This window comes from Pontibacter coccineus (genome assembly GCF_030546575.1).
In the GTDB taxonomy this organism is placed as follows: Bacteria; Bacteroidota; Bacteroidia; order Cytophagales; family Hymenobacteraceae; genus Pontibacter; species Pontibacter coccineus.
On sequence record NZ_JAUOTN010000008.1, the window covers coordinates 72,571 to 95,574 of the forward strand.

A 23,004-nucleotide genomic window follows, 5' to 3' on the forward strand; every position below is an offset into this window, starting at 1 on the left:
CAGAACGCTTACGTCATTTAAAAGCCGCTGACTATTTGATAGGAAGCGGCTTTTTTTTAGTTAAAATCAGATTGTCTTCAGAATCGGCTGGTATATAGTAGAGAAAAGGCCTGTGCTATGAAGAAATACGTTTACTGCTTATTCCTGCACCTGCTGGTGCTCCCCCCGGTGTTCGCTCACCAACCCCAAAACACAATTCCATACCTTACCGATACGGCTGTTGTTGAACAAATAGCTGACACGACTGTGCAGGTGACCGGAAAAAGGAAGCTTAGCGTGGTTGCCAGAAAAGCAGCAGTACCCGTTTTGCTGATCGGGCTGGGGGTGACCCACATGGATGATGAAGGGCTGTTTGAAGGAAGCCGCGGCCTGCGCCGGGTCGTGCAGCGCCAGTACGCCAATTACCATACCCCCGTGGACGACTACCTTTACCACACGCCGCTGGCACTGACAGTTGGGCTTAACCTGGCAGGCGTAAAAGGAGAGCACCATTACGCAGAACAGGCATTACTGCTAGGTATGACGCACTTCGTCAACAAGGTCATCACCAACAACCTCAAAACCATCACGGCTGTCAACCGCCCTGATGGCTCCAACAACGATGCCTTTCCCTCGGCCCACACCAGCAAGGCTTTCGCTTACGCTACTTTTTTTCACAAGGAGTACGGCGGGCGCAGCATCTGGTACAGCATAGCAGGTTATTCCGCGGCCACGGCCACCGGTACACTGCGCATCCTGAATGATAAACATTGGCTGTCCGATGTACTGGTCGGTGCAGGTATAGGAATCCTTTCGGCTGAGGCCGTCTACCTGGTTTATCCTAAGCTGCAGGAGGTCGTGGACCGCAGCTTTCACAGCAAGCAGCAGAATAACCTGATCATGATGCCTTATTATGGCGGCGGAGCCGGTGGTATTGCCCTGGTATGGCAGTTGCATTAAAGCAAATCGCCCGACTTGCATGGTGCCGGGCGATTAGAGTTAGTTGATGCCTTTGGTGTATTTCAAAATGACTCCTATGCCCTTTTTGCCACCCTCGCTGGCAATGTACATGCCTCCTTCCTGATCAAAGGTCAGGCCTTCCGCCTGCCGGAGCTGTGACTCGTCAAGCTCCAGGGTTCGGGAGAGTTTTCCATCCTTCGTCATCGCATACAGCCGGTTGTTGACCGCATCGAGCAGGTATAGCGAGTTGTTAGTCGGGTGCTTTTCAAGAGAGGAGGGCTGCAGTACATCATAGTCAGACTTCTGTTTTTTACCCTTCTTCGGTGGCTCAACCTGCTCCAGTGAAATATTGATGACAGGTTCTGCCTGGAATTTCTTAGAGTCCAGTGAAAAAGCGTAAATGGCCTTCTGCATCTTTAGTTTCGGATCGTGCCCTTTGGGAGCAAGCAGGAGTTGGTTTTGTTCCTCGTCATAAGCAAGGCCTTCTATGTTGATCGTGGCTGGAAAAGACGCTTCGTATACCTGTATTTCAGGCTTCCGGCCCATAAATCCGGCTACTTCAAAGAGCGTTCCGTCACTCCGCACGATGTAGGCATCCTCGCCCGCTATGGCTATACCTTCGTAGTCACCGGGTCCTGCGAATGGAATTTCCCGGGTGATCGCTTTCTGCTCCAGGTCATAGAGAAATATCTTGCCTTCTTCGTCCTGCACGCAAGCCATACTGCCATCCGGGAGCAAGGAGATGCCCGATACTTCACGCAGTTCGGCAGGCAATTCCCAACGCGTATCTGCCATACCCAGGTCCTCTGCGGTTGCTTCAGTGTTGGTCAGTGGCAGAAGGGAAGCGGACTGCTTCAGAACCTTGGCGGAGTTGGCGGATTTTTCGAGCAGTTTGCCTGCTTCATTGTAGCGAAGCCAGATGTCCTGGGTGCCTTTTTCAAGCTCGACTACAAAGCTGGTCGCGTTGTCTTCCTGCACGCGGTGTACTTCCTCTATTTTGTAGCGGTTGAATTCCTTTTGCAGCTGCGCCACCACCGTTTTCGGGAGGTACTGCTCTTCAATCTCCTCGGTATAGCTGATCAGGGTGCCGTCTTCCCGGAAAAGAGCTTTCCGCTCCCGGCCACTGATCTTGAATTCAGCCTCGTACAGGCTATCCAGTTGCTCCCAGTCCACCTGCTTGATGGTGGGGTAGCTCTCTACAAATTTCACCTTCACGGCATCGGGCACGTTCCGGGCGGACCAGATCTGGTCGCAACTGCTCAGGGTAGTGCCTGCTAAAAGCACCATCGCCCATAAATAAGTATGTTTCATGTTAAGCTTCATAATTCGTTCGTGTATCTGATAGGGTATACTGACTGAATTTGAAGCAATTCTGAAGAAACGAGATTTTAGGAAATATTTTTTTGAAACTTCAGCCGGAGCACGTGCAGGCCCTCTTCGTAGGTATAGGTAGGCGTGAGTTGGTATAGCTCGCTGATCTTGCTCACCAGTGCCAGTCCAATTCCCATCGACCCGGAAAGTTTGTTGCCGCTTCGGAAACGCTCAAATAAAGTCACCGGCTCTTCCTGAAGCGGTTCACCGGAGTTCTTGATACAAAGCTCATCTGCCTTCAGGCTTATCCGGATGATGCCGCCTGCGCTGTTGTGCCGGATGGCGTTGAGCAGCAGGTTGGAGATCAGGATCTCGCACAATCCGGTGTTCATCTCCACAAAAACAGGCTGCATGGCTTCGATCTCTACCTGGATGTCGTGCATCAGCATCATTTCATGCAACTGGTCGAGCTGCTCCTGCAGCAGTTCGTGCAAAGGGATGACCTCGTTCTCTGAAAATTCCCTGTTCTCGATGCGGGTGAGCAGGATCAGGGAGCGGTTGAGCCGCGACAGGCGGTTGATAGAGGCGTGCATCTCTTCCAGCATAGACGCCTGCGCCTGCGTTAGGATATCGGACTGCATGAAAAGCTCCAGTTTGCTGCTCACAATGGCCAGCGGCGTCTGTATCTCGTGCGAGGCGTTTTCCGTGAACTCTTTCAGGTTGAGGTAGTCGTTGTGGATCTTGCCGGTCATGGCCTGCAGCACTTCGTTGAGTTCCTGAAACTCCTGCGTATCGGTTGGTTTGAGCAGCAAGGGTTTTCGCTGTGTCAGGCTGTAGCGCTTGGCCCGCTCGAGCGTGTCGTAGAAGTTGCGCCAGTTGTATTTGTTGATGAAGTAGTTCACGCCGGCCAGCCCGATGAGCAGCAACACGAAGATCCAGGCCATTGCCAGCATGGTGCTCTCAAACAGGTCCTCAAAGTCCATCAGCGACTTCAGGACAGTATATTCAAAAGGCTTTCCGTTCTGGTAGGTGGTGAACGTAAGTTTGCGGAAAGGCACGTACTCTTCGTCGTAGGTACTGAAGATCAATGTGTCCGACAGTGCTTCGAGGGCACCGGCATGGGCACTGGTTTCTCTTACGATGATGGCTTCCGATATACCGGAGGTCACGTTGGGCAGTTCGTCGTGACTCCGGATGTACTCGATGATGTTTTCTTTGTCGGTGAAGAGCTGGTCGTCTACTTCGTCGTAGATCTCGGTCTGGAGGATCTTGTAGAAACTCAATCCTCCCAGCAAAAACACGATAACGGAAACCAGCAGATAGTAAAGGCTGGTCTTGGTGAGAATGCGCATCAGTAGCTGAATTTATAGCCCATCCCGTACACGGTCGTGATCGGGTCCTCGCTTCCGGCCTCCACCAGTTTGCGGCGCAGGTTTTTGATGTGCGTGTACACGAAATCGAGCGAGTCAAGCGATTCGATGTGGTCGCCCCACAGGTGCTCTGCGATGGAATCTTTGGTCAGTACCCTGTTCTTGTTGGTGACAAAGTAGAGCAGCAGGTCATACTCTTTCTTGGTCAGGGTGAGTTTGCGCCCCTGCACCAGCGCCTCAGCCGACTCCGGGAACACCTCCAGGTTTCCGACCCGGATCACCTTCTGCCCATTGAAATTCCGGCGACGGATCACGGAGCGCAGCCTGGCGTTGAGCTCTGACAGATGAAAGGGTTTGGTGAGGTAATCGTCCGCGCCCAGCTCCAGTCCGGTGATTTTGTCGTCGAGGGCGTTTTTCGCTGAAATAATGATGATGCCCGTATCCGGGTTGTTCTTCTTGAGCACTCTGACCAGGTCCAGCCCGTTGCCGCCCGGCAGGGTCAGGTCAACCAACACGCAGGTATAGTGCTGGTCGGCCAGCATGCGGGAACCGTCGTGGTAGTTCAGGGCTGTGTCGCAGGTATAGCCACCTTGTTGCAGGTAGGCCACCATGGAGGCGTTCAGGGCTTGCTCGTCTTCAATGATCAGGAGTTTCATCTGATTGGCTTGTTTCACGCAGTATACGGAAAGAATCTGAAGATAATCTGTTTCGAGGTTTTGCAAGCCAGGTATAGCTACCTGCGCAGGTACAGGTACATCAAGTATAGCAAATGCTTTTGGTCAGGTATAGCCAATTGCTACGAACGCAGCCTAAGAGCATGTTAAAATTCTTCCTTTGCGCTGCAAATTACTCCAAACGGAACCTGCCTTCATGCTTGTCCCGTCACGGGGCGATGCTATGCGACTCAAAACCATTTCGCCGGAACCCATTTTGAACAATTTGCGCCAACAAAAACGAAATCTAAATTTGCGCTAAGGTATAGCCTGAGCCCCAGGCCCAAAGAGCAGTAAATTTTCACGCTGATAATGGTTACACAGGTGGCTATACCTGAATCGAACAGGTATAGCCGGTTCTTATCCGAGGTCAAAGAAACATGCCAACTAGTCCTGCAAGCTGAACATCAGGTATAGGCGTTATTACTGAATTAAAACCAGCCGCCTCTCCGGTTCTTTTTCTCTTCCTGCCGGCGTCTTTTCTCTTCCTTCTTTCGTTCGCGGTTGCTCTTGGCTTGGTTTTTCCAGTCTTCGTAGGTTTTCACGACCGTATCAGCGATCCGGTCAAAGATGTTTTCCGGTTCAGGAGGCCCTTCCCGATAGGAGGCGCAGCTCACCATACCTTGCAGGTGGGAGGGAAGCGGCGCAAATCGGCCGGAGCGCAGATTGGCGAACTGTTTGTCCTGGGCCACGCGGCGCATGTACTCACCCCATACCGGCATGGCCGTGCGCGATCCCTGGCCCTCGCTGATCGTTCTGAACCTGACCTTCGGACTTTCTGCCCCAACCCAAACGCCCGTCACCAGCTCCGGGGTGATGCCGATGAACCAGCCATCCGCATGCTCCTGCGAGGTACCCGTTTTGCCGGCAATGTCCATGCGCAGGCCATACTCTGTTTTCAGCCGGGCAGCACTGCCTTCTTCCGCCACACCCTGCAGCAGGTGCAGCATAATGGCCGCGTTGTCGCGGGATAGCACGCGCTGAGATCCGCCGATACGATGCTGGTGGATCACGCGGCTCTGCCGGTCCTCAATCCGGTCAATGTAGATGGGCGCTGTTTTATATCCGCCATTGGCGAAGGCCGAGTAAGCGCTCACCATTTCCAACAGCGACAGGTCAGCCGTGCCCAGCGCCAGCGAAGGGACGCGTGGCAGGTCCTGCTGAATGCCCATGCGTTTGGCCAGCGCCACGGTGCGGTCCACCCCGGTCTCCAGGATCAGGTGTGCAGAGATGGTGTTGACAGATTGCGCCAGGGCACCGCGCATAGTATACTCCCCGCCGTACTGTCCGTTTGAGTTTCGTGGTGTCCAATCCTCATATTCCGGGTAGGTGGTGAGCTCGTTCGGGAAATAATCGCAGGGCTTTATACCTTTCTCCAGCGCCGCCGCATACACAAATGGCTTGAACGTGGAGCCCACCTGTCGCCGGGAGCGCACGTGGTCGTATTTAAAAGCATGGTGGTTGATGCCCCCCACCCAGGCGCGCACATAGCCCGTAGCAGGCTCCATCGACAGCAGTCCCGTGTTCAGGAAGCGCTGGTAATATTGCAGCGAGTCCATTGGCGTCATGGGCTTGGTTGTGCTGCCTTTCCAGTTGAACACCTGCATGTTGACGGGCTGGCGGAAGTTTTCCAGAATTTCGGCTTCGTCGGCACCGCCTGCCTTTAACCTTTTGTAGCGATCGGAGCGCTCCATGGCCAGTTGAATGACCGAAGCATCCGAACCCCAGGGCGTACGGCCTTTCCAGTGCGCGTCGAACTGCTGCTGTAGTTGGGCCATTTTTTTGCGCACCGCCTGCTCGGCGTGCCGCTGCATGCGGGAATCGATGGTAGTGTAGATCTTCAGGCCGTCGGTGTAGAGGTTATAGGGCTGGCCGTTCTGCTTGCGCTGCGTGGCAGCCCACTGCACGAGTTCCTGGCGCAGCTGCTCCCGAAAGTAGGGGGCCACCCCGTCGTTGTGCGTGATGTAGCGGTAGTTTAACCTAAGTGGTATTTTCTTCAGGGAGTCAGCCTGTTGCGAGGTGAGGTAGCTATACCTGGCCATCTGGTTGAGCACTACGTTACGGCGCTGGAGCGAGCGCTCCGGGTACAGGCGTGGGTTGTAGCTGGTTGTGGCTTTCAGCATACCGATCAGCACGGCGGCCTGCTCTGTTTTAAGCGAGTCGGCGGTTGTGTTGAAAAACCGACGGGAAGCCCGCTCGATGCCGTAGAGGTTGCCTCCCATCGGTACCGTGTTCAGGTATAACTCCAGCAGTTCCTGCTTGGAGTAAATGCTTTCGAGCTTACGGGCGATGATGATCTCGCGCAGCTTGTTGATCGGCATCTCCCAGATGCGTCGTCCTTTGCGAGGAAAGAGGTTCTTGGCCAGTTGCTGGCTCAGGGTACTGCCCCCGCCGGCGCTTTCCTGGCCCATTAGCAGGGTCTTCACCAGTACACGCGCCAGGCTTCGGGTATCCACGCCACTGTGCTCGTAAAAGCGCACGTCCTCGGTCGCGACAAGCGCATCGATGGCAACGGGCGCAATATCGTCGTAGCGGATGTTGGTGCGGTCCTGAATGTAGTAGCGCCCCAGCAGCACCTTGTCAGCAGAGTATACCTCGGAGGCTGTGTTGTTCTGGATCGCCTTTAACTGGGCGCGCGAAGGGATGGCGCCGCCTACTATACCTGTAAACACGGCCAAATAGAAGATCGTGAAAGCCAGCAGGAGAAAGAGGGCGCTCTTCAGGGAAAAACGAAGGATGGCCCGCACATCTGACATCTTGGGCTTGAAAGGGTTAAACTGGCGGATAGCCTGCCCTTTTTGCTGCCAGTATGCGGCCGTTAATTTTGGCTGCTGGCTCTTAAAGAACAGGCGAAACTGCGTGCCGAGAAAGGAGAGTACGGGCACCAGAAGGCCGTAAGTAATTAATCTTATTAGCTTTACAAGCAATCGCTTCATAGAAGGTGTGTAGTTGCACTACTGCTGTGACAGGAGCAGCCAAAAGGCAGGCAATAACCACGCCATACCTTGCCTTGTTTTTCAGAGGCCATACGGAAAAAAAGCATAGCAGGACGTCCCGATCTGGTGCAGGGCTCCCGATTACAACGCAATCAACCGGCATATTATTCAATTATATTGAGTGGGTACAAGCGCTAATCTGTCATCAGCCACTCCAGGGCGTCTTCCTCTGCCAGGAAATATTGGGCCTGATGGTTCAGCGCAGCCTGTTTTAGCTTGCTTCCTATACTCTCACTGCTCATCTGCTGGAGGGAATCCGCAGAGGTGATGACGGCAAGCTTTTTCAGGTACATTTTGGGAAGTATTTGCTGGGCTGTCGTGATCAGCCAGCCCTGGTCACCGAGCGTGAGCATGCCCAGACGCTGGTTATTGAGCAGCAAACGTTCTATGCGATGCTCTATCAGCGCACGAGCCGCCTTTAGCATGCCATAGCGGTACTGTCGGCTCTGGGGCACTTTTTTCCAACGGATGTTCATCATGCTCTTCCCCTTATCAAGCGTGATCGAGACAAAGTCTGTTTCGATGGAGAGCAGTTGCGGGAGCGCCCCGGTCACACTGGTAGTATCGGCACGCTGTACGGTGGCCGCCGGAACAAAGGCATGGGCCTGGTTTTTCAGTCCCAGGCGTATGAGCTTCAAGTTGACACGAAGAGGAATCTGGATGAAATCTGCTTTTGTGATTACCGTATTGTTGTCGCGCAGCAGCCAGCGCAGACCCTCTTCCCGATCCATGAACAATTTAGCTTCGTAAGGCATTTCTTCCAGCGTATGCAGGGCCTGTCGCATCCTGTCGTTCATGTCAGTTGCCACTACCCGGGCCACACGGCGGATAGAGGTATACTTCATGGCCTCGTACATAAACTTCTTCGACCACTGCTGGTCCTCCGCTGAAACCTTGTACTGGGCCGGAACCTCTACCAGCACAAGCTCCGCTTTCAGGATAGCCACGGCACGGGCCAGCAGACGCACTGACTGCCTTAGTTCAGCAGAAGTTGTGAAACGGTCCCACTTAGCGCAAAGCAACTGGAGGTGCGGACAAAAACTTACAGAAAGTATTTCAGTTTCGTGCTCGGTTGCAGGTAAGTTTTGTGATTTAAAACCAGCATACTGAGGCAATGTCAGATTCGAAAAGGTGGTACTCATATTTAAAATTTGTTTCATCTGACAGGTGTTCTGTCAGTAGGTACAGGCAGCGCGGTTGTGGAATGCAATGCTTTAAAAACTCTAATATAAGTGTTTGAGTTCAAGTAAATTAAGCTAGAGTAACAGTAGCCTTTACCACAATCTGATTATCATCCGTTCACCAGCAAATTCTGGTTGTTCACCCTTAGTATGCTATATTTGGCCCTCCCTGTAGCGCATAAAAAAAAGTTTAAATTTTTCTGCCATGATACCCTGCACAGCTTACTGCGTAGTATAGCTTCTAAACCCAAAGATGGAAATCTTATGAAAACAGATCGTAGACTGCCCGATGTTTCGGAGGCGGATATCGTGCTGATAGGTGCGGGAATTATGAGTGCGACGCTAGGTATGCTGTTGAAGGAGCTGCAACCCGATCTGCAGATCACGGTGCTCGAAAGGCTGGATGAAGCCGCCGCCGAAAGCTCCGACGCCTGGAACAATGCCGGAACCGGTCACGCCGCTTTCTGTGAGTTGAATTATACCCCGGAGAAAGCCGATGGCAGCATCGATACCACGAAGGCTGTCAGTATTTCCGAATCTTTCGAGATCTCACGGCAGTTCTGGTCTTATCTAATTCAGGATAATAAACTAGATCTACCCGGCAGCTTTATCAGGAGCATTCCGCATATGAGTTTTGTGTGGGGCGATGAAAACGTCGAGTTCCTTAAAAAACGCCACGCCGCTCTGACTGCCTGTCATCTTTTTGAAGGGATGGTGTACACAGAAGATGTGGAGGAGCTGAAGTCCTGGATGCCGCTGGTAATGGAAGGGCGGGATTTGCTCGAGAAAGTGGCCGCCACCCGGATGGACCTGGGCACGGACGTGAATTTCGGCGCGCTGACACGCTCCATGTTTGAGCGACTGAGCCAGATGGAGGGGGTCAACCTGTATTTTGGCTACGACGTGCGCAAGCTGAAGCAACGTCCCGATAACCGCTGGAGTGTCCGCATCCGGCATCGCGAATCACATACGAAGCATAAGGTAAGAGGTAACTTCGTCTTTATCGGTGCCGGTGGTGGGTCCTTGCCGCTGTTGCTGAAGTCAGGTATACCGGAAGGCGAAGGCTTTGGTGGTTTCCCGGTGAGCGGGCAGTGGCTCAAGTGTATCAACCCGGCCGTAATTGAGCAGCACCGTGCTAAGGTATACGGCAAGGCCTCCGTGGGCTCGCCACCCATGTCGGTGCCGCACCTGGATACCCGCTTCATCAATGGAAAGCGCGAATTGCTCTTTGGGCCTTATGCTGGTTTCACTACCAAGTTTCTAAAGAACGGCTCTTTCTTCGACTTGCCGCTTTCCCTCAAGGTCAACAACCTGCGTCCGATGCTGTCCGCTGGTGTCCGGAACATTCCGCTCACGCAGTACCTGATCAACCAGGTGCGACAGTCGCCGGATGAGCGGGTGGAGGCTTTGCGGCAGTACTACCCGGAGGCGCGCAGCGAGGACTGGAAACTGGAAGTGGCCGGGCAGCGGGTGCAGGTCATCAAAAAAGACCCAGAGCATGGCGGAGTGCTGGAGTTCGGTACTGAGATCGTGGCAGGAGCTGACGGTTCGCTGGCGGCCCTGCTAGGAGCTTCTCCGGGTGCTTCCACCGCGGTTTCGATCATGATCAGCCTGCTGCACCGCTGTTTTCCTGGAGAGATGCAGTCAGCGGCCTGGCAACAGAAAATAAAGCAGATGATTCCGTCCTACGGCGAATCGCTGGCAGATAATCCGGAATTGCTACGCCAGGTGCGCAGTTGGACCAGTGAGGTGCTTGGCCTGCAGAATACAGTGAATAACCAGGTATAGCTTTACCCTCTGACAACGCTATACCTGTTGCTGATACCAGACACTAGTAAACAAAAAGCCCTCCCGAAAGCATGTCGGGAGGGCTTTTAAATGTAGCGATGTGCTGCTTACCAGATTCTGATTCTGTCTTCCGGTGCAATGTACAGCGCTTCACCCGGCTTCACTTTGAATGCCTTATACCAGGCATCCATGTTCACAGGTGCACCGATTGTACGGTATTTACCTGGTGAGTGCGAGTCCGTCAGGATCAGTTGCGCCTCCGTCTCCGGCAGGATGTTCGTTCTCCATACCTGTGCCCAGGCCAGGAAGAAGCGCTGATCAGGCGTAAAGCCGTCGATCTTCTTCTTCGACTTGCCTTGCTTGGTCATCTTAAAGGCTTCGTAAGCGGCGCTCAGGCCACCCAGGTCACCGATGTTCTCACCCAAGGTCAGTTTGCCATTCACATGGATGGTGTCCTGCACGGTATAGTCGTTGAACTGCTGCACCAGCTGATCAGCTTTTGCCTGGAAGCGGCTGCGGTCTTCTGCCGTCCACCAGTTGCGCAGGTTACCGTCCTTGTCGTATTGGCTACCGGAGTCGTCGAAACCGTGAGAGATCTCGTGGCCGATAACCGCACCAATACCACCATAGTTCACCGCGTCATCCGCGTTCGGGTCGAAGAACGGGAACTGCAGGATACCTGCCGGGAACACGATCTCGTTCATCACCGGGCTGTAGTAGGCGTTCACAGTCGGAGGCGTCATGCCCCACTTGGTTCTGTCTACCGGTTTGCCCAATTGGCTGATCATGTCGTTATAGCCCCACTGGCCGGCGTTGCGCACATTCTGGAAGAAGGCATTGCGGTTCACTTCGAGTCCGTCGTACGTTTTCCACTTCTCAGGGTAACCCACTTTCGGACGGAAGGTACCAAGTTTAGCCAGGGCTTTTTCTTTTGTTTCAGCAGACATCCAGTCCAGGCCTTTGATGCGGATCTCGTAGGCTTTGATCAGGTTAGCGATCATTTCGTCCATACGCGCCTTTGCTTCCGGCTTAAAGTGCTTCTGTACGTACAGCTGGCCAAGTAGCTCACCAATAGTGCCATCTGTTAGTTGTGACATACGCTGCCAGCGTGGAGTCTGTACCTTCTGTCCGGAGAGTATCTGGGTGAAGGCGAAGTTCGCATCCACAAAATCAGAGCTCAGGTATGGGGCTGCAGACTTCAATACATTCCACTGCATGTAGGTCTGCCAGTCAGCCACCGGGGTAGCAGTCAGCAGGCCGTTCAAGTCAGTGAAGAATTTCGGGTTGTTCACCAGTAGGGTATCCTCACCGGTTACTTTCATTTCCGTCATCAGCGATTTCCAGTCCATGTTCGGCGTGGTTTTGCTGAAGTCGGCAACGGCAAACTTGTTGTAGGTTTTGTGCGGGTCGCGCATCTCCACGCGGGCCATCTGCGCGGCTGCCATCTGCTTCTCAATGTTGAAGATCGTTTCGGCGTTCTTCTGAGCAGTAGCCTGGTCCACACCGGTCAGGGTGAAGAGTTTGGTGATGTAGGTTTTGTAGGCATCCTGAATGCGGGTGGTGCGGGCATCGTTCTTCAGGTAGTAGTCGCGGTCCGGCAGGGTCGTGCCGCCTTGGCTCAGTTGCGGGATCATCACTTCCACATTCTTGCGGTCCTGGCCTACGTAGAAGCCAAACATAGGGGCAGCGGCACCGGTGCTGCGCAGTGTGGCTACCTCATGCAGCACACCGTTCACATCCTTTATACCCTTGATGCGCTCAAGATCAGCCTTGATTGGTGTAAAGCCCAGCTTTTCAATAGCAGCGCTGTCCATGGCGGCGGCGTAGAAGTCACCTACACGGCGTTCCACCGAACCGGCTGGTGCGCTGGTTTTGGCAGCGGCATCTTTCAGGATGGTGCGAACGGCGATGATGTTGAAGTCACGCAGCTGGTTGAAGCTACCCCAGCGGGTTTCCTTGGCAGGTACCGGGTTTTTCTGCAGCCATACACCGTTGGCGTAGGTATAGAAATCGTCGCCCGGCTTCACCTTGGTGTCCATGTTGGACTTGTCGATGAACTTGGCCTGGCCGGCATGTTTGCCGCCGTTCTGGGCCGAAGCCTCCATTGCGCAGAAAGTGGCCGCACCGAAGAGTAAGAGTCTCAGGCGGTTTTTCCAGACAGACGACTCTCCCTTTGACAGAGACAGATTAGCAGTGTCTTTTGTGTTTTTCATGTTAGATTGATTGTTTTAAAAAGCTCAAATGAATAACCTGCACGCAGGACTCATTTGAGTGGCCTAAAATAAGGCAAATAAGCGAAATAATGCTGTTTATTTTTTGGATAACCCGTGTAGGGCGCTGCTTTCCAGTAACACCCCAAGCTGGATTAAAGTTTGGTAGTCAATTTTAGTGCCATTTACCGGATTGTGCCCCGGTATAGCTACAGCGTCACTTGCCTGCTCATCAAGAGGCGCGGACTCTGATCCAGGTAATAATCTGCCACCTCTTCCTGCACAGTAAAACCAAGACGGGTATAGATGCTGATACCGGCGACATTGTTGGGGTGCACAGTCAGGTATAGCACCGCCACACCCTTGGCTTCCATCTGGGCCAGGGTAGCTGCCATCAGCTTTTCGCCAATGCGCTTGCCCCGGTGGGCTGGCAACACCCCGAGCGAGAGCAGCCAGCCCTTTGTGTTTGCATGGTCCAGGTGCGAGAGCATGTAGCCCACCACTTCACCGCCTGTTTCGGCGACCAGCAGGTAGTCACCCGTGATGTCGTAGAACTGCCGCAGCACAAAAAGCGGGTAGCTATCGGCACCGAACAAAAGCGCATCAATGGCTTTGACGGCTCTAAGGTCGCTCAGCTCCGCTTTGCGAATGGTCAGCATAAGTATGGGATCACTGCGTTTTGCCCTTTAGCAAGTTGATGCTGATGGTCGCGATGTCGGAGTCCGGAAAGCGGCGGAAAGCCCCTTTGTCCGGGTGCAGTCCAGCTTCTCCTGCCACTTTGTGGAACACTTCCACCTCCACAATGTATTGGTCTGAGAATCCATGAGTTGCATCATAGGCAGTGGCTGCCGTTTTGCCCAGGTTAGCGGCCGCCAGGGCAGGGGGGATGGTGTGCAACTCCATCGTCAGCAGACCGAACTTATCCACATAGGGCGTCCACTTTTTGAGGTGCTCCAGCAGGTTGTCTTCTACCTCATTGTTAGGGATGCGCCTGCCCCGGAAGGCAAAAGCACCCGTCGATTGACTCTGCCTGTTTTCGGTGCGCTGGGCAGGTCGCTCCCAGATGCGGTTGTGATCAAGGAAGGTGCGCACGTTCAGTAGTTCCTTCAAGTCGATGTTGTAGTTCTCACGCAGATCATCCGCCAGCAGGTCCGGACGTCCGATGTCTCCCCAGATGATCTTGGCCCAGATGTCGGCTTTGATCAGGTTGGCCCGGGTCACCTTGAGTGCAGCCTGGTTATAGTCGGCCCCCACCAGAAAGAGCGGGTACTGATCCAGCATTTTCCCTCGGGCAGTCTGCCGCTCAATTACCTCGAACATGTGCTGCAAGAAGGCTCCGTTGCCGCAGCCCATGTCCAGTATACCTTTCGGCTGCTCGTGGATAGGCCGGTTGAAGAGCTCGATGATGATCTCGTCAATCACATTGAAATAGGTGGCGTGCGCCCCACCACTGCCCCACACGTTCATCTCGCGGTCTACGTGCAGTTCTGGTGCGCCTTCTGGCCTGTTCCAAAGTATATTCGGGTTACCAAAGATCAATTCATCAAGGTGGCGAAAGGTTGGGATATAAGATACCGTTACCCCGTAGGCGCTGCCCCGCTTGGCAAAGAAAATACCCTCGTCGGTGTACTCGTACTGGTCACGCACCTTCCGGAACCAGCCCAGGTGGGCAAACAGATCAAGTATTTTCCGAAAATCTTCGTGGTTCTCGTGAAATTCCTCCGGGCTGAAGCGGCTTTCCATAAAGTATTTGTGAAACATACCGTTCATGCCCAGCAACACGATGGTCGGGCCCATCAGCAGCCCCTCTATGTGTTTCAAAATCTGTTCCTGCACGTCGCGTTCTTCCTGGTCGTCTGAGAGCTTCAGGCCATAAGCATCTTTGTAACGGTCAGCCACCTTGGCCCAAAGCTGATACGGTTCCTTCTCAAACCTGCGCGGATGATAGTTGCCCGACAACTGCATGAGTTTTACCACATCTTCATATAGGTATACCAGTGGGAAAGCCAGGCGCCCACGATCGGTCACACGGTAGCTGACCTGGTCAGTGGCATTATCAAGGTCCTGCTCCAGCCAGCCCTGTGAGCATAGAACGCGCAACGCCACATTCAGGTAGCCGTCGTTTGCTTTATACTGGGTCACCAGTTCTTCCAGTTTGGCTTCCTGCTGTTGCAGCAGGTAATCCAGCACACCGTGCTTATGAAGACTGAAGGCGGTAGGGGCCGTCACGATACCGTCCAGGTGACGGAAAATGGTTTCACGCAGTTCGTTTTTGCTTCTCATAGAAAATAGTAACCAATATCATCTTTTAGACTAATCACCATCATGTTTATGACAATGGAAATTACGGAATATTGTATCATCAAACTAAACCACCTAACGAAAATGAAAAGTTTACATGTAGCTTTGATAGCCATTGCCCTTGGTCTGCTGACCTCGTGCAATACGGAAAGCCAGCCAGAGTCGGTTGCAGCAGCCCCTGACACAGAAACCGAACAAGCCGCAGGCCAGTCTGCCGTGGCGGATGACCAGTCGCAGCAGAACGTGGTGCAGGTAGCAGCCGGATCGAAGGACCACAGCACATTAGTAGCCGCCGTAAAAGCCGCCGGACTGGTGGATGCCCTGACCAATGCGGGACCATTTACTGTTTTTGCACCTACCAACGCCGCTTTTGATAAACTGCCCGCCGGCACAGTGGATGGTCTCCTGAAACCGGAGAGCCGCAGTGACCTGCGTAACATTCTACAGTACCACGTGTATGTGGGCGTTATTCCCGCAGAGCGATTCGACAACGACATGACCCTGGGTCAGGTAAACGGTGGTCGCGTAAAACTCGGTCTGGAGGACGGTCAGCCAACAGTCAACGGCGTTAAGATCATCGCTTCCATACCTGCTTCAAACGGTATCATTCACGTAATAGACCAGGTCTTGTTACCAGAATAGGGAGATTAATCGCCCTGCGAGGGATTAAAGCCTGTGCATAAGGAGATTATGCACAGGCTTTCCTTTTTATATAGTATAGCGCTTATTTTAAACTTTAACATATTTTTTAGCATATATTTCAGTTTGTTTACGTATTATGTTCTGGATTAAGGCTTACCCTATTTTCAACCTTAAAATCAGCGCATAATGAATCAAACACCTTTCCAAAACTATGTGAGATGGGGCGCACTGGCACTGCTGCTCAGTTGGAGCGCCTGCGGACAGCGAACCACCACTGAAGCCCCCGAAACAACCACGGCAACCGCCGAGAGCGTGGCGCCGGCCGCAGCGAATGCGGCCACAGAGTCGGCCTATCAGATTCCTGTGGACTACTATACCCTGGACAATGGCCTGAAGGTCGTGTTGTCGCAGGACAAAACAGCTCCGATAGCCACCATCGCCGTGTATTACAATATTGGCTTCCGGAACGAGCCCAAAGATCGCACTGGCTTTGCCCACCTGTTCGAGCACATGATGTTCCAGGGCTCTGATAACCTGGGCAAGATGGAGTTCATTCAACTCATTCAAAAGAACGGGGGCATCCTGAACGGCAGTACCCGGTTTGACTTCACCAATTACTTTGAGATCGTGCCCGCGCATAAGCTGGAAACCATGCTCTGGGCGGAGGCTGACCGTATGAAGGGCCTCAACATCACCCAAGAGAACCTGACCAACCAGCAGGGCGTGGTGAAAAACGAGGTGAAGGTGAACGTGCTGAACCAGCCCTACGGTGGCTTCCCCTGGCTCGATATGCCGCAGTATGCGAACAAGAACTGGTACAACGCCCACAACTTTTATGGCGATCTGAAAGACCTGGACGCCGCCAGCCTGGAAGATGTAAAGTCTTTTTTTGACACCTTCTACTCTCCAAACAATGCCGTGCTGGTCGTGGTAGGTGACTTCGAGACGGGTGATGCCAAAAACTGGATACAGCAATACTTCGGCGGTATACCTTCCGTCAATTTACCGCAACCGGTAGACCTGACCGAGCCGCTTCAGGAAAAAGAGCAGCGCTTCACCAAGGACGACAAACTTGCTAACCGTCCGGCACTGGCTTTTGCCTACCACATGCCGGAGCGCAACTCACCGGAGTACTACGCCATGGGGCTGCTTGATCAGATCCTGCTGCAAGGCAACGACAGCCGACTGTACCAGGCACTGGTGCAGGAGCGGGGCTATACCGCTTCTGTGGATGGCGGTATCAACGCTTTCCTGGGCAACATGTTCAATTACAATGGCCCGATGCTTTGGATGGGCAGCCTGATCCATGATCAGAATGTGAATGCCGACGAAATAGTGAAAGTGCTGGACTCAGAGATCCAAAAGCTGCAGCAGGAAGGGATTGATCAGGAACTGATTGACCTGGCGATCGTGAAAATGCGCTCTTCTCTTTACGATCAGGTAAGCGCCTCCTCCGGTTTCGGCAAAGCGGATCTGTTGGCCACGTTCGCTCTTTTCGACGACGATCCTGCCCGCATTAACCGACTGGAGTCTGAGTTCCGGAAAGTAACGCCTGAGTTGCTCCGCAAAACCATCGAGGAGTACCTGCGGCCCACCAACCGCACTGTTCTTGTTGTTAACCCACTCGCAAAAAGCTAAGCGCCATGAATAGAAATATCCTCACAGTAGCATTGAGCGCCTTCCTGACCCTGTCGGCAGGTATGGCCATGGCTCAAAAACAAACACCGCCTGAAGGGGGACAGCCTAAGGATTTTAAACTGCCCGCCAAACAGGAATTTGACCTGAACAATGGCCTGACCGCCGTCATGGTGCCTTACGGCGACGTGCCGAAGGTGGTGGTCAGTATGGTGGTGCAGGTAGGCAATGTGCACGAAACAGCTGAGCAAAACGGTCTGGCTGACATCGTAGGCAACCTGATGCAGGAAGGCACCGCCACACGCAACGCTAAGCAACTGGCCCATGAAGTTGCGCGTTTGGGAGGCACAGTATCAGTAAGCGTTGGCCCAAATGAGACATTTATATCGGGTTCTGCCCTTTCAGAGTATGGCCCGCAGCTGGTCGAGATCATGGCTGACCTGCTCAAAAATCCGGCTTTCCCGGAGTCAGAGATGGACCGTATCAAGAATGACTTCAAGCGGCAGAACAATCTGCTGCGCCAGCAACCGGGAGCCATTGCCCAATCTAAATTCAGAGGGGCACTATACCCTAACCACCCCTATGGCCGCGATTTCCCGACGGATAAAATGATTGATAGTTTTACCAGAGAGCAGGTTCAGCAGTTTTACGAGCAGCAGTTCGGAGCCGACCGCACCACGGTGTACGTGGCCGGTAAGTTTGATCAGGGCGCGATGAAAGCGGCGGTTACCAACCAGCTCAGCGATTGGCGAAAAGGGATTGCCCCGCAGATCACGGTGGCCAAACCCGTTACCAAGGGCGACATGATCGTACTGGACAGGCCGGGGGCTCCGCAGTCTACCATCGTTTTCGGTTTGCCGGTTGTCGATCCTTCACACCCAGACTACATGGCGCTGCGCGTTACCAACTCCCTTTTGGGTGGTTCCTTTGGCTCGCGCATTACACGCAACATCCGCGAAGACAAAGGCTATACCTACTCACCATCCAGCACACTGGCTGCCCGCTACCGGGTAGGGGACTGGGCACAGGTAGCCGATGTAACCACAGAGCACACGGGCAACTCACTACACGAGATTCTGCATGAAATAAACCGCCTAAGCACGGAAGCCCCATCCCCGGAAGAACTGGAAGGCATCAAAAACTACGAAGCAGGCTTGTTTGTTTTGCGCAACTCCTCACCTTGGGGCATCGTGTCGCAGCTTAACTTCCTGAAACTGCACGACCTGCCGGATTCTTTCCTGGAAAACCAGGTGCAGAATATCCATGCCGTTACACCGCAGCAGGTTCAGCAGACTACCCAAAAGTACATGCGACCCAAAAACATGACCTTGGTGGTGGTAGGTGACAAAAAAGTGATCGATCCGCAGCTGAAGAAGTTTCAGGCGGAATTGAATAAGAAAGCGCTATAAACAGCCGGTGTCAAAATGAAAAAGGGAGCCTGGATATAGTCCAGGCTCCCTTTTTTGATTAGGGTAGGTATAAAACAAGAACAGACCCCTTTATCAGGAGTCTGTTCTCTATTGAAAAGATTCGTTTTTGTAACAATTAACTTTTCAACTTTTAGCCATTCATTTATACGGCGGTAGTTTTAAGGATGTTACAAAGTTTTTAAAAATATTTTTAATTTATTCATTTCATAGGGGATCCAAGCTCAATGGGTGAGGGCTTGGGCTACCATTTTTGGCTGCCATGCTCTGACTACCTGATAACTGCTTATGCATACCTTAGCATCCTGATTCAGCTTTGTGCTAATACATTCTGCTCTGCACAGGTATAGCCGTTTAGGTGGATGATGAAGGAGACAGAAAAGAGTCTGTCAGGTTCCGGAAGAGGGGAGTTATAATCTCATGCTACTCTTCATGAAACCGACGTCATAAATGTTGAGAGACATTTAAGAAAGTGATACAGGTAGGGCAAAAATAGAAGAGCTCCTTCGTAAAGGAGCTCTTCTATATTGAAAAGATTAGTCTGTAACAATTAACTTTTCAACTTTTAGCCGTTCTTTTATACGGCGGCATTTCGGGTAGGGTTACGATACCCCAAAAAATATTTTAATTTTTATTATCGTCCTTGTCTTTATCACGATCAGCATCAACTGTCTTGGTATTCGTTGTTGTGTCATAATCCACAACAGTTTCGGTTACTTCATATTCAGTGGCTACAGAGTCACGATCAACTACTTTTTCGTTGTCGCTGGCTGTAGTACCAGTCCTGTCTGTGTTATCGCAGGCTACCAAAGCCATTGTGCCAAACAGCATACCGAAGCCCGCATATAATATCTTTTTCATGGTTTTATAGTTTAAACTTGGTTACAATACAATATCTGCCTTCAAGTAAAGCGGATCTAATATTGGTTATTTGTACGATAGTGCTGCTGTAAAAGGTTGTAAGTCAGTAAGATTTAGTTTGTATGTTCTTGATAATGTTCTATTTAAAGGTAGACCAAGAATGTTTACCCTAATTGAGGAGTATCTTTTGCACCGCTCAATTACCTTTCCTTTTTATACTGCGGGTAGGTATAGCGGACAACGGATCTTCTGGCCAATGATGCTTGGGATAGCGCCCGCGCAGGTCTTTCCGCACTTCAAAATAACCGGTATTCCAGAAACTGCGCAGGTCACGGGTTACTTGTACGGGACGTGAAGCGGGGGATAGCAGGTGCATGAGCAGCGGTACCTTGCCTGCCGCAATCCGGGGAGTATCGAGCAGGCCAAATACTTCCTGCAATCGTACGGCCAGCACCGGCGTGCCAGGGTCAGCATAGTCCAGGGCTATGCGGGAGCCACTGGGTACTTGCAGGTGGGTAGGGGCCAGCTTATCCAGCTCCTGCTGCTGCTCCCAACTGAGCATGGCTAGCATGATGGAGTTGAAGTCAAGTCGGTTGACTTGCTCCATGCTGCGCAGGCCGGCCAGGTGTGGCAAGAGCCAGTCTTCCAGTGTATCTTCCAGTGCTTGGTCCGATACATCCGGCCATTGATCCGGTGCGATCCGTTGTAAAAATGTGATCCGCTGGCGGGTACGAACTGCTTCGTCTGACCAGGGTAGTCGAGCTATACCTTTGTCCTGCAAAGCCTGCAGGAGGGCGGCTGCCAGCTTTTCAGGACCAGGTTGCGTAAGCTGTTTCTCTTCCAACACGAGAGCGCCAAGTTTTACAATGCGTCGGGCTTGTACACGGCCGCTGGCATCATCCCAGCGAACCTCTTCGGATTGCATGAGCTGTGCGTCAAAATGCTCGAGCACTTCGTCTTTGCTAAGCGGCGCAGCCAGCAGAACGCGTGGGTGTTGCCCCGCGTCAAGGTGCGCTATGCCGTAGTAGGCTGCTTCCGAGAATAACTCGGTGGGGAGCGAGGCGATCTGCCCTGTGATCAGCCGTACCTTGCCTGTGCTCTCGCGCTGCGCCAACCTGTCAGGGTAGGCCAGTGCGGTGAGGAGGCCGGCCGCATGCACTTCGATATTTCCTTTAGGGGCACGAAGCCGCTGCCGCAGGTGCTGGGCTTGTTCCTGCACGCGCCGTATGGCATTTTCGTCGCGCACAAAGCCAGGTATAGGAGGACGCTTGCCTGCCAGTAGCTCAAGCCGCAGCGCCAGATCGGGCAGTGGCGTGCTGAAGGGTTGTTGCGCCCGGATGATGTCACGCTCAGCCAGCAGCGCAGCCAGGGTGCAGGCCGTTTCAGTCAGACCCATTTCGTGCCCCCGGATCACCAGGTGCCCGAGGCGAGGCGTGAGTCCCATGGACGCGATGGCCTTCCCGTGGGCTGTAGCATGACCTGAACTGTCAATGGCTTCCAGTCGCAAAAGCAGGTCACGTGCCAGGGAAAGGGCTGCCTGCGGCGGCGCGTCCAGCCACTGCAGAGTGGTTACGTCTTTTACACCCCACAAGGCCAGTTCCAGCGCCAGCCCCGACAGGTCAGCCTCACATATTTCAGGGTTCTGCCGCTCGGGCAGTTGCAACTGATCGGCAGTGGACCAGAGACGATAGCAGACACCGGGACCCAATCGCCCCGCACGTCCGCGACGCTGGTCAGCGGCGGCTCTCGATACCGGCGTGGTGACCAGCGTGGTGAGACCGGTACGGGGCAGGAAACGAGGCACGCGTGCAAAGCCCCCGTCCACCACAATTTTGACGCCTTCTATGGTTAAGCTGGTCTCAGCAATGCTGGTGGCCAGTACGATTTTCCGGCGGCCGGAAGGGGAGGGCTGGATGGCGGCCATCTGACGGCTAAGCGCCAGGTCGCCGTGCAGCAGGTGCAGTTCCACATCGCCTGGCAGCCTGCTATCCAGTTGCTCGGCTACCCGGTTCATCTCGCCCATACCTGGCAGAAAGACAAGTACGTCCCCTGTAGGCTCTTCCCGCAAAGCTCTGAGAATGGCTTTGGGCACCAGTTGTTGCAGGCGCTCGGCGGGTCGTGTGCCGGCTGCGGCAACTTCTGCAGGGGTCAGGTAGTGCGTTTCGACAGGGTAGAGGCGGCCATCGCTCCGGATAACGGGGGCCTGCAGCCATTTGCCTATACCTGTTGCGTCGAGGGTGGCACTCATGATCACGATGCGCAGGTCCGGGCGCAGGACGGCCTGTGCGTCCAGCGCCAATGCCAGACCAAGGTCGGCCTGCAGACTACGTTCATGAAACTCATCGAAAAGGATAGCGGAAACACCTTCCAGGGCGGGGTCTTCCTGCAGCATGCGTGTCAGAATGCCTTCCGTTACTACTTCCACGCGGGTGCGTGACGACACGACATGCTCCATACGCACCCAGTAACCTACCGTCTGGCCCAGCGGCTCCTGCATCAGATCGGCCATGCGCTGGGCTGCGGCACGGGTAGCCAATCGCCTGGGCTCCAGCACCAGCACCTTGCCGCCCTGTAGCCAGTCTGCCTGGAGTAAAGCAAGGGGAACCAGGGTGGTCTTTCCTGCTCCCGGAGGGGCTTCCAGCACGGCTCGGTTATGGACAGCAAGTGCCTGTAGGAGACCGGGAAGGGCTTCCTTTACAGGGAGCTCCGGCAATTCAGGTATAGAAAGGGCGTACGACATGTCGCCGCAATTTCCGAAAAATATATAAACTTATCAGGTGGTGCTTTCTGTGGAGGCTTCGAAAAGTTTGAGGGCTTCATCGTTTCCGACCTGGGCGGCCATTTGCTGGGCTGTCAGGCCCCGGAGGTCGCGCAGGTCGCGGTTAGCGCCGTGCTCAAGCATAAACTTGACCATGTTGGTGCGACCGTACATGGTGGCAAACATCAGGCCGGTGCCACCGCTTCCGTTCTGCAGGTCAAGGTCTGCGCCGTATTCCAGCAGGAGCTCGGCTATACCTTCGTAGCCATTGAAGCACTGGCCCATCAGGGCGGTATTCCCGGCCAGGTCCTGGGCGTTCACATCAGCGCCGGCTTCCAGCAGCATGCGGGCAGCTGCTGGCTGGTTATTGTAGGTCGCAATGATCAGGGGCGTGAAGCCGCGCGGACCTGGTTCATTTACGTCAACGCCCTCGTCAATCAGTTGCTTCAGAAGCGAGAGGTCGCCTCGGCGGGCGGCATCGAAGAGGATGTCAACGGGTCTGGTAGAGTGGAAAGTCATCGGGATAAGGGCTTTTGGTCTTTGCCTTACCTACGATAAAAAACTGATTTAGTCACTCACCATGTCAAAAAAACGCACTTTCAGGCTGCCGGGCACGAGCTTCAGGCCTTTCGGTATACCTTCGTGTGAGGCCTTCATGTGCTCTTTGTACCATTCCCTGTAGCTGATTTCGTCGGTCCAGGTGGTCATCACCCAAAACTCGTTTTCGTTCTCCTGCGGGGTAAACACTTTCATGCCCAGAAAGCCCTTCTCGTGGTCGACCATGTGCGGTCGGTTCACGAATGCTTCCTTCACATCGGCTGCCATTCCGTTGGCAACCTCAAACTGGCTCATGGCTATATACATAGTTCGAT

At 53.5% G+C, this 23,004-nt stretch carries 17 protein-coding genes; 5 read left to right on the forward strand and 12 right to left on the reverse strand.

What is annotated here, in order from left to right; all coding sequences use genetic code 11:
* Window positions 1-117: 117 nt before the first annotated feature.
* Complete coding sequence (locus tag Q4E40_RS17020) at window positions 118-939, forward strand: phosphatase PAP2 family protein (protein ID WP_303413849.1); 822 nt, start codon at window positions 118-120, stop codon at window positions 937-939.
* 39 nt (window positions 940-978) lie between these two features.
* On the opposite strand, the gene Q4E40_RS17025 is transcribed toward Q4E40_RS17020, so the two are convergent.
* The 5 genes from Q4E40_RS17025 to Q4E40_RS17045 form a co-directional block, all read right to left on the reverse strand.
* Complete coding sequence (locus Q4E40_RS17025) at window positions 979-2,250, reverse strand: SdiA-regulated domain-containing protein (protein WP_303413851.1); 1,272 nt, start codon at window positions 2,248-2,250, stop codon at window positions 979-981.
* A gap of 77 nt (window positions 2,251-2,327) precedes the next feature.
* Entirely contained in the window at window positions 2,328-3,602 is a 1,275-nt protein-coding gene (locus tag Q4E40_RS17030; protein WP_303413852.1) for a sensor histidine kinase, read from the reverse strand.
* Complete coding sequence (locus Q4E40_RS17035; protein ID WP_303414035.1) at window positions 3,602-4,276, reverse strand: response regulator transcription factor; 675 nt, start codon at window positions 4,274-4,276, stop codon at window positions 3,602-3,604. Before Q4E40_RS17035 ends, Q4E40_RS17030 begins: the two co-directional genes overlap by 1 nt.
* A 488-nt stretch (window positions 4,277-4,764) precedes the next feature.
* Window positions 4,765-7,269: a penicillin-binding protein 1A gene (locus tag Q4E40_RS17040; protein WP_303413853.1), complete on the reverse strand. Its 2,505-nt coding sequence runs from the start codon at window positions 7,267-7,269 to the stop codon at window positions 4,765-4,767.
* Between the two features lie 194 nt (window positions 7,270-7,463).
* Window positions 7,464-8,489 carry a hypothetical protein gene (locus Q4E40_RS17045; RefSeq protein WP_303413854.1) on the reverse strand — a complete coding sequence of 342 codons (1,026 nt, stop codon included), beginning with the start codon at window positions 8,487-8,489 and terminating at the stop codon, window positions 7,464-7,466.
* Between the two features lie 285 nt (window positions 8,490-8,774).
* Here Q4E40_RS17045 and Q4E40_RS17050 point away from each other — a divergent pair, with 285 nt between their 5' ends.
* Entirely contained in the window at window positions 8,775-10,298 is a 1,524-nt protein-coding gene (locus tag Q4E40_RS17050; protein ID WP_303413855.1) for a malate:quinone oxidoreductase, read from the forward strand.
* 107 nt (window positions 10,299-10,405) lie between these two features.
* Here Q4E40_RS17050 and Q4E40_RS17055 read toward each other — a convergent pair whose 3' ends face one another.
* From Q4E40_RS17055 to Q4E40_RS17065, 3 genes are all read right to left on the reverse strand, one after another.
* Complete coding sequence (locus Q4E40_RS17055; RefSeq protein WP_303414037.1) at window positions 10,406-12,337, reverse strand: M13 family metallopeptidase; 1,932 nt, start codon at window positions 12,335-12,337, stop codon at window positions 10,406-10,408.
* A gap of 380 nt (window positions 12,338-12,717) precedes the next feature.
* Window positions 12,718-13,167 carry a GNAT family N-acetyltransferase gene (locus Q4E40_RS17060; protein ID WP_303413856.1) on the reverse strand — a complete coding sequence of 150 codons (450 nt, stop codon included), beginning with the start codon at window positions 13,165-13,167 and terminating at the stop codon, window positions 12,718-12,720.
* A 10-nt stretch (window positions 13,168-13,177) separates the two neighbouring features.
* Window positions 13,178-14,791, reverse strand: coding sequence for a class I SAM-dependent methyltransferase (locus Q4E40_RS17065; RefSeq protein ID WP_303413858.1), 1,614 nt, complete (start codon window positions 14,789-14,791; stop codon window positions 13,178-13,180).
* 102 nt (window positions 14,792-14,893) lie between these two features.
* Between Q4E40_RS17065 and Q4E40_RS17070 the strand changes: the two genes are divergently transcribed.
* The 3 genes from Q4E40_RS17070 to Q4E40_RS17080 all read left to right on the forward strand — a co-directional run bounded on the left by Q4E40_RS17070 (window position 14,894) and on the right by Q4E40_RS17080 (window position 18,495).
* Window positions 14,894-15,451 carry a fasciclin domain-containing protein gene (locus Q4E40_RS17070; RefSeq protein ID WP_303413859.1) on the forward strand — a complete coding sequence of 186 codons (558 nt, stop codon included), beginning with the start codon at window positions 14,894-14,896 and terminating at the stop codon, window positions 15,449-15,451.
* 186 nt (window positions 15,452-15,637) lie between these two features.
* Window positions 15,638-17,089 (forward strand): M16 family metallopeptidase, encoded by a 1,452-nt coding sequence (locus Q4E40_RS17075; protein ID WP_303413861.1) that lies wholly within the window; start codon window positions 15,638-15,640, stop codon window positions 17,087-17,089.
* A 5-nt stretch (window positions 17,090-17,094) separates the two neighbouring features.
* A complete protein-coding gene (locus Q4E40_RS17080; RefSeq protein ID WP_303413862.1) occupies window positions 17,095-18,495 on the forward strand; it encodes a M16 family metallopeptidase in 1,401 nt (466 codons plus the stop codon).
* A 642-nt stretch (window positions 18,496-19,137) separates the two neighbouring features.
* On the opposite strand, the gene Q4E40_RS17085 is transcribed toward Q4E40_RS17080, so the two are convergent.
* From Q4E40_RS17085 to Q4E40_RS17100, 4 genes are all read right to left on the reverse strand, one after another.
* Window positions 19,138-19,374 carry a hypothetical protein gene (locus tag Q4E40_RS17085; RefSeq protein WP_303413863.1) on the reverse strand — a complete coding sequence of 79 codons (237 nt, stop codon included), beginning with the start codon at window positions 19,372-19,374 and terminating at the stop codon, window positions 19,138-19,140.
* Between the two features lie 196 nt (window positions 19,375-19,570).
* The gene (gene hrpB, locus Q4E40_RS17090; protein WP_303413864.1) at window positions 19,571-22,114 is read right to left on the reverse strand and encodes an ATP-dependent helicase HrpB; all 2,544 of its coding nucleotides are present in this window, start codon (window positions 22,112-22,114) and stop codon (window positions 19,571-19,573) included.
* A gap of 33 nt (window positions 22,115-22,147) precedes the next feature.
* Window positions 22,148-22,651, reverse strand: a complete 504-nt coding sequence (locus Q4E40_RS17095) for an ankyrin repeat domain-containing protein (RefSeq protein WP_303413865.1) — start codon at window positions 22,649-22,651, stop codon at window positions 22,148-22,150.
* A 48-nt stretch (window positions 22,652-22,699) separates the two neighbouring features.
* The gene (locus tag Q4E40_RS17100) at window positions 22,700-22,996 is read right to left on the reverse strand and encodes an antibiotic biosynthesis monooxygenase family protein (protein WP_253404453.1); all 297 of its coding nucleotides are present in this window, start codon (window positions 22,994-22,996) and stop codon (window positions 22,700-22,702) included.
* Window positions 22,997-23,004 lie beyond the last annotated feature (8 nt).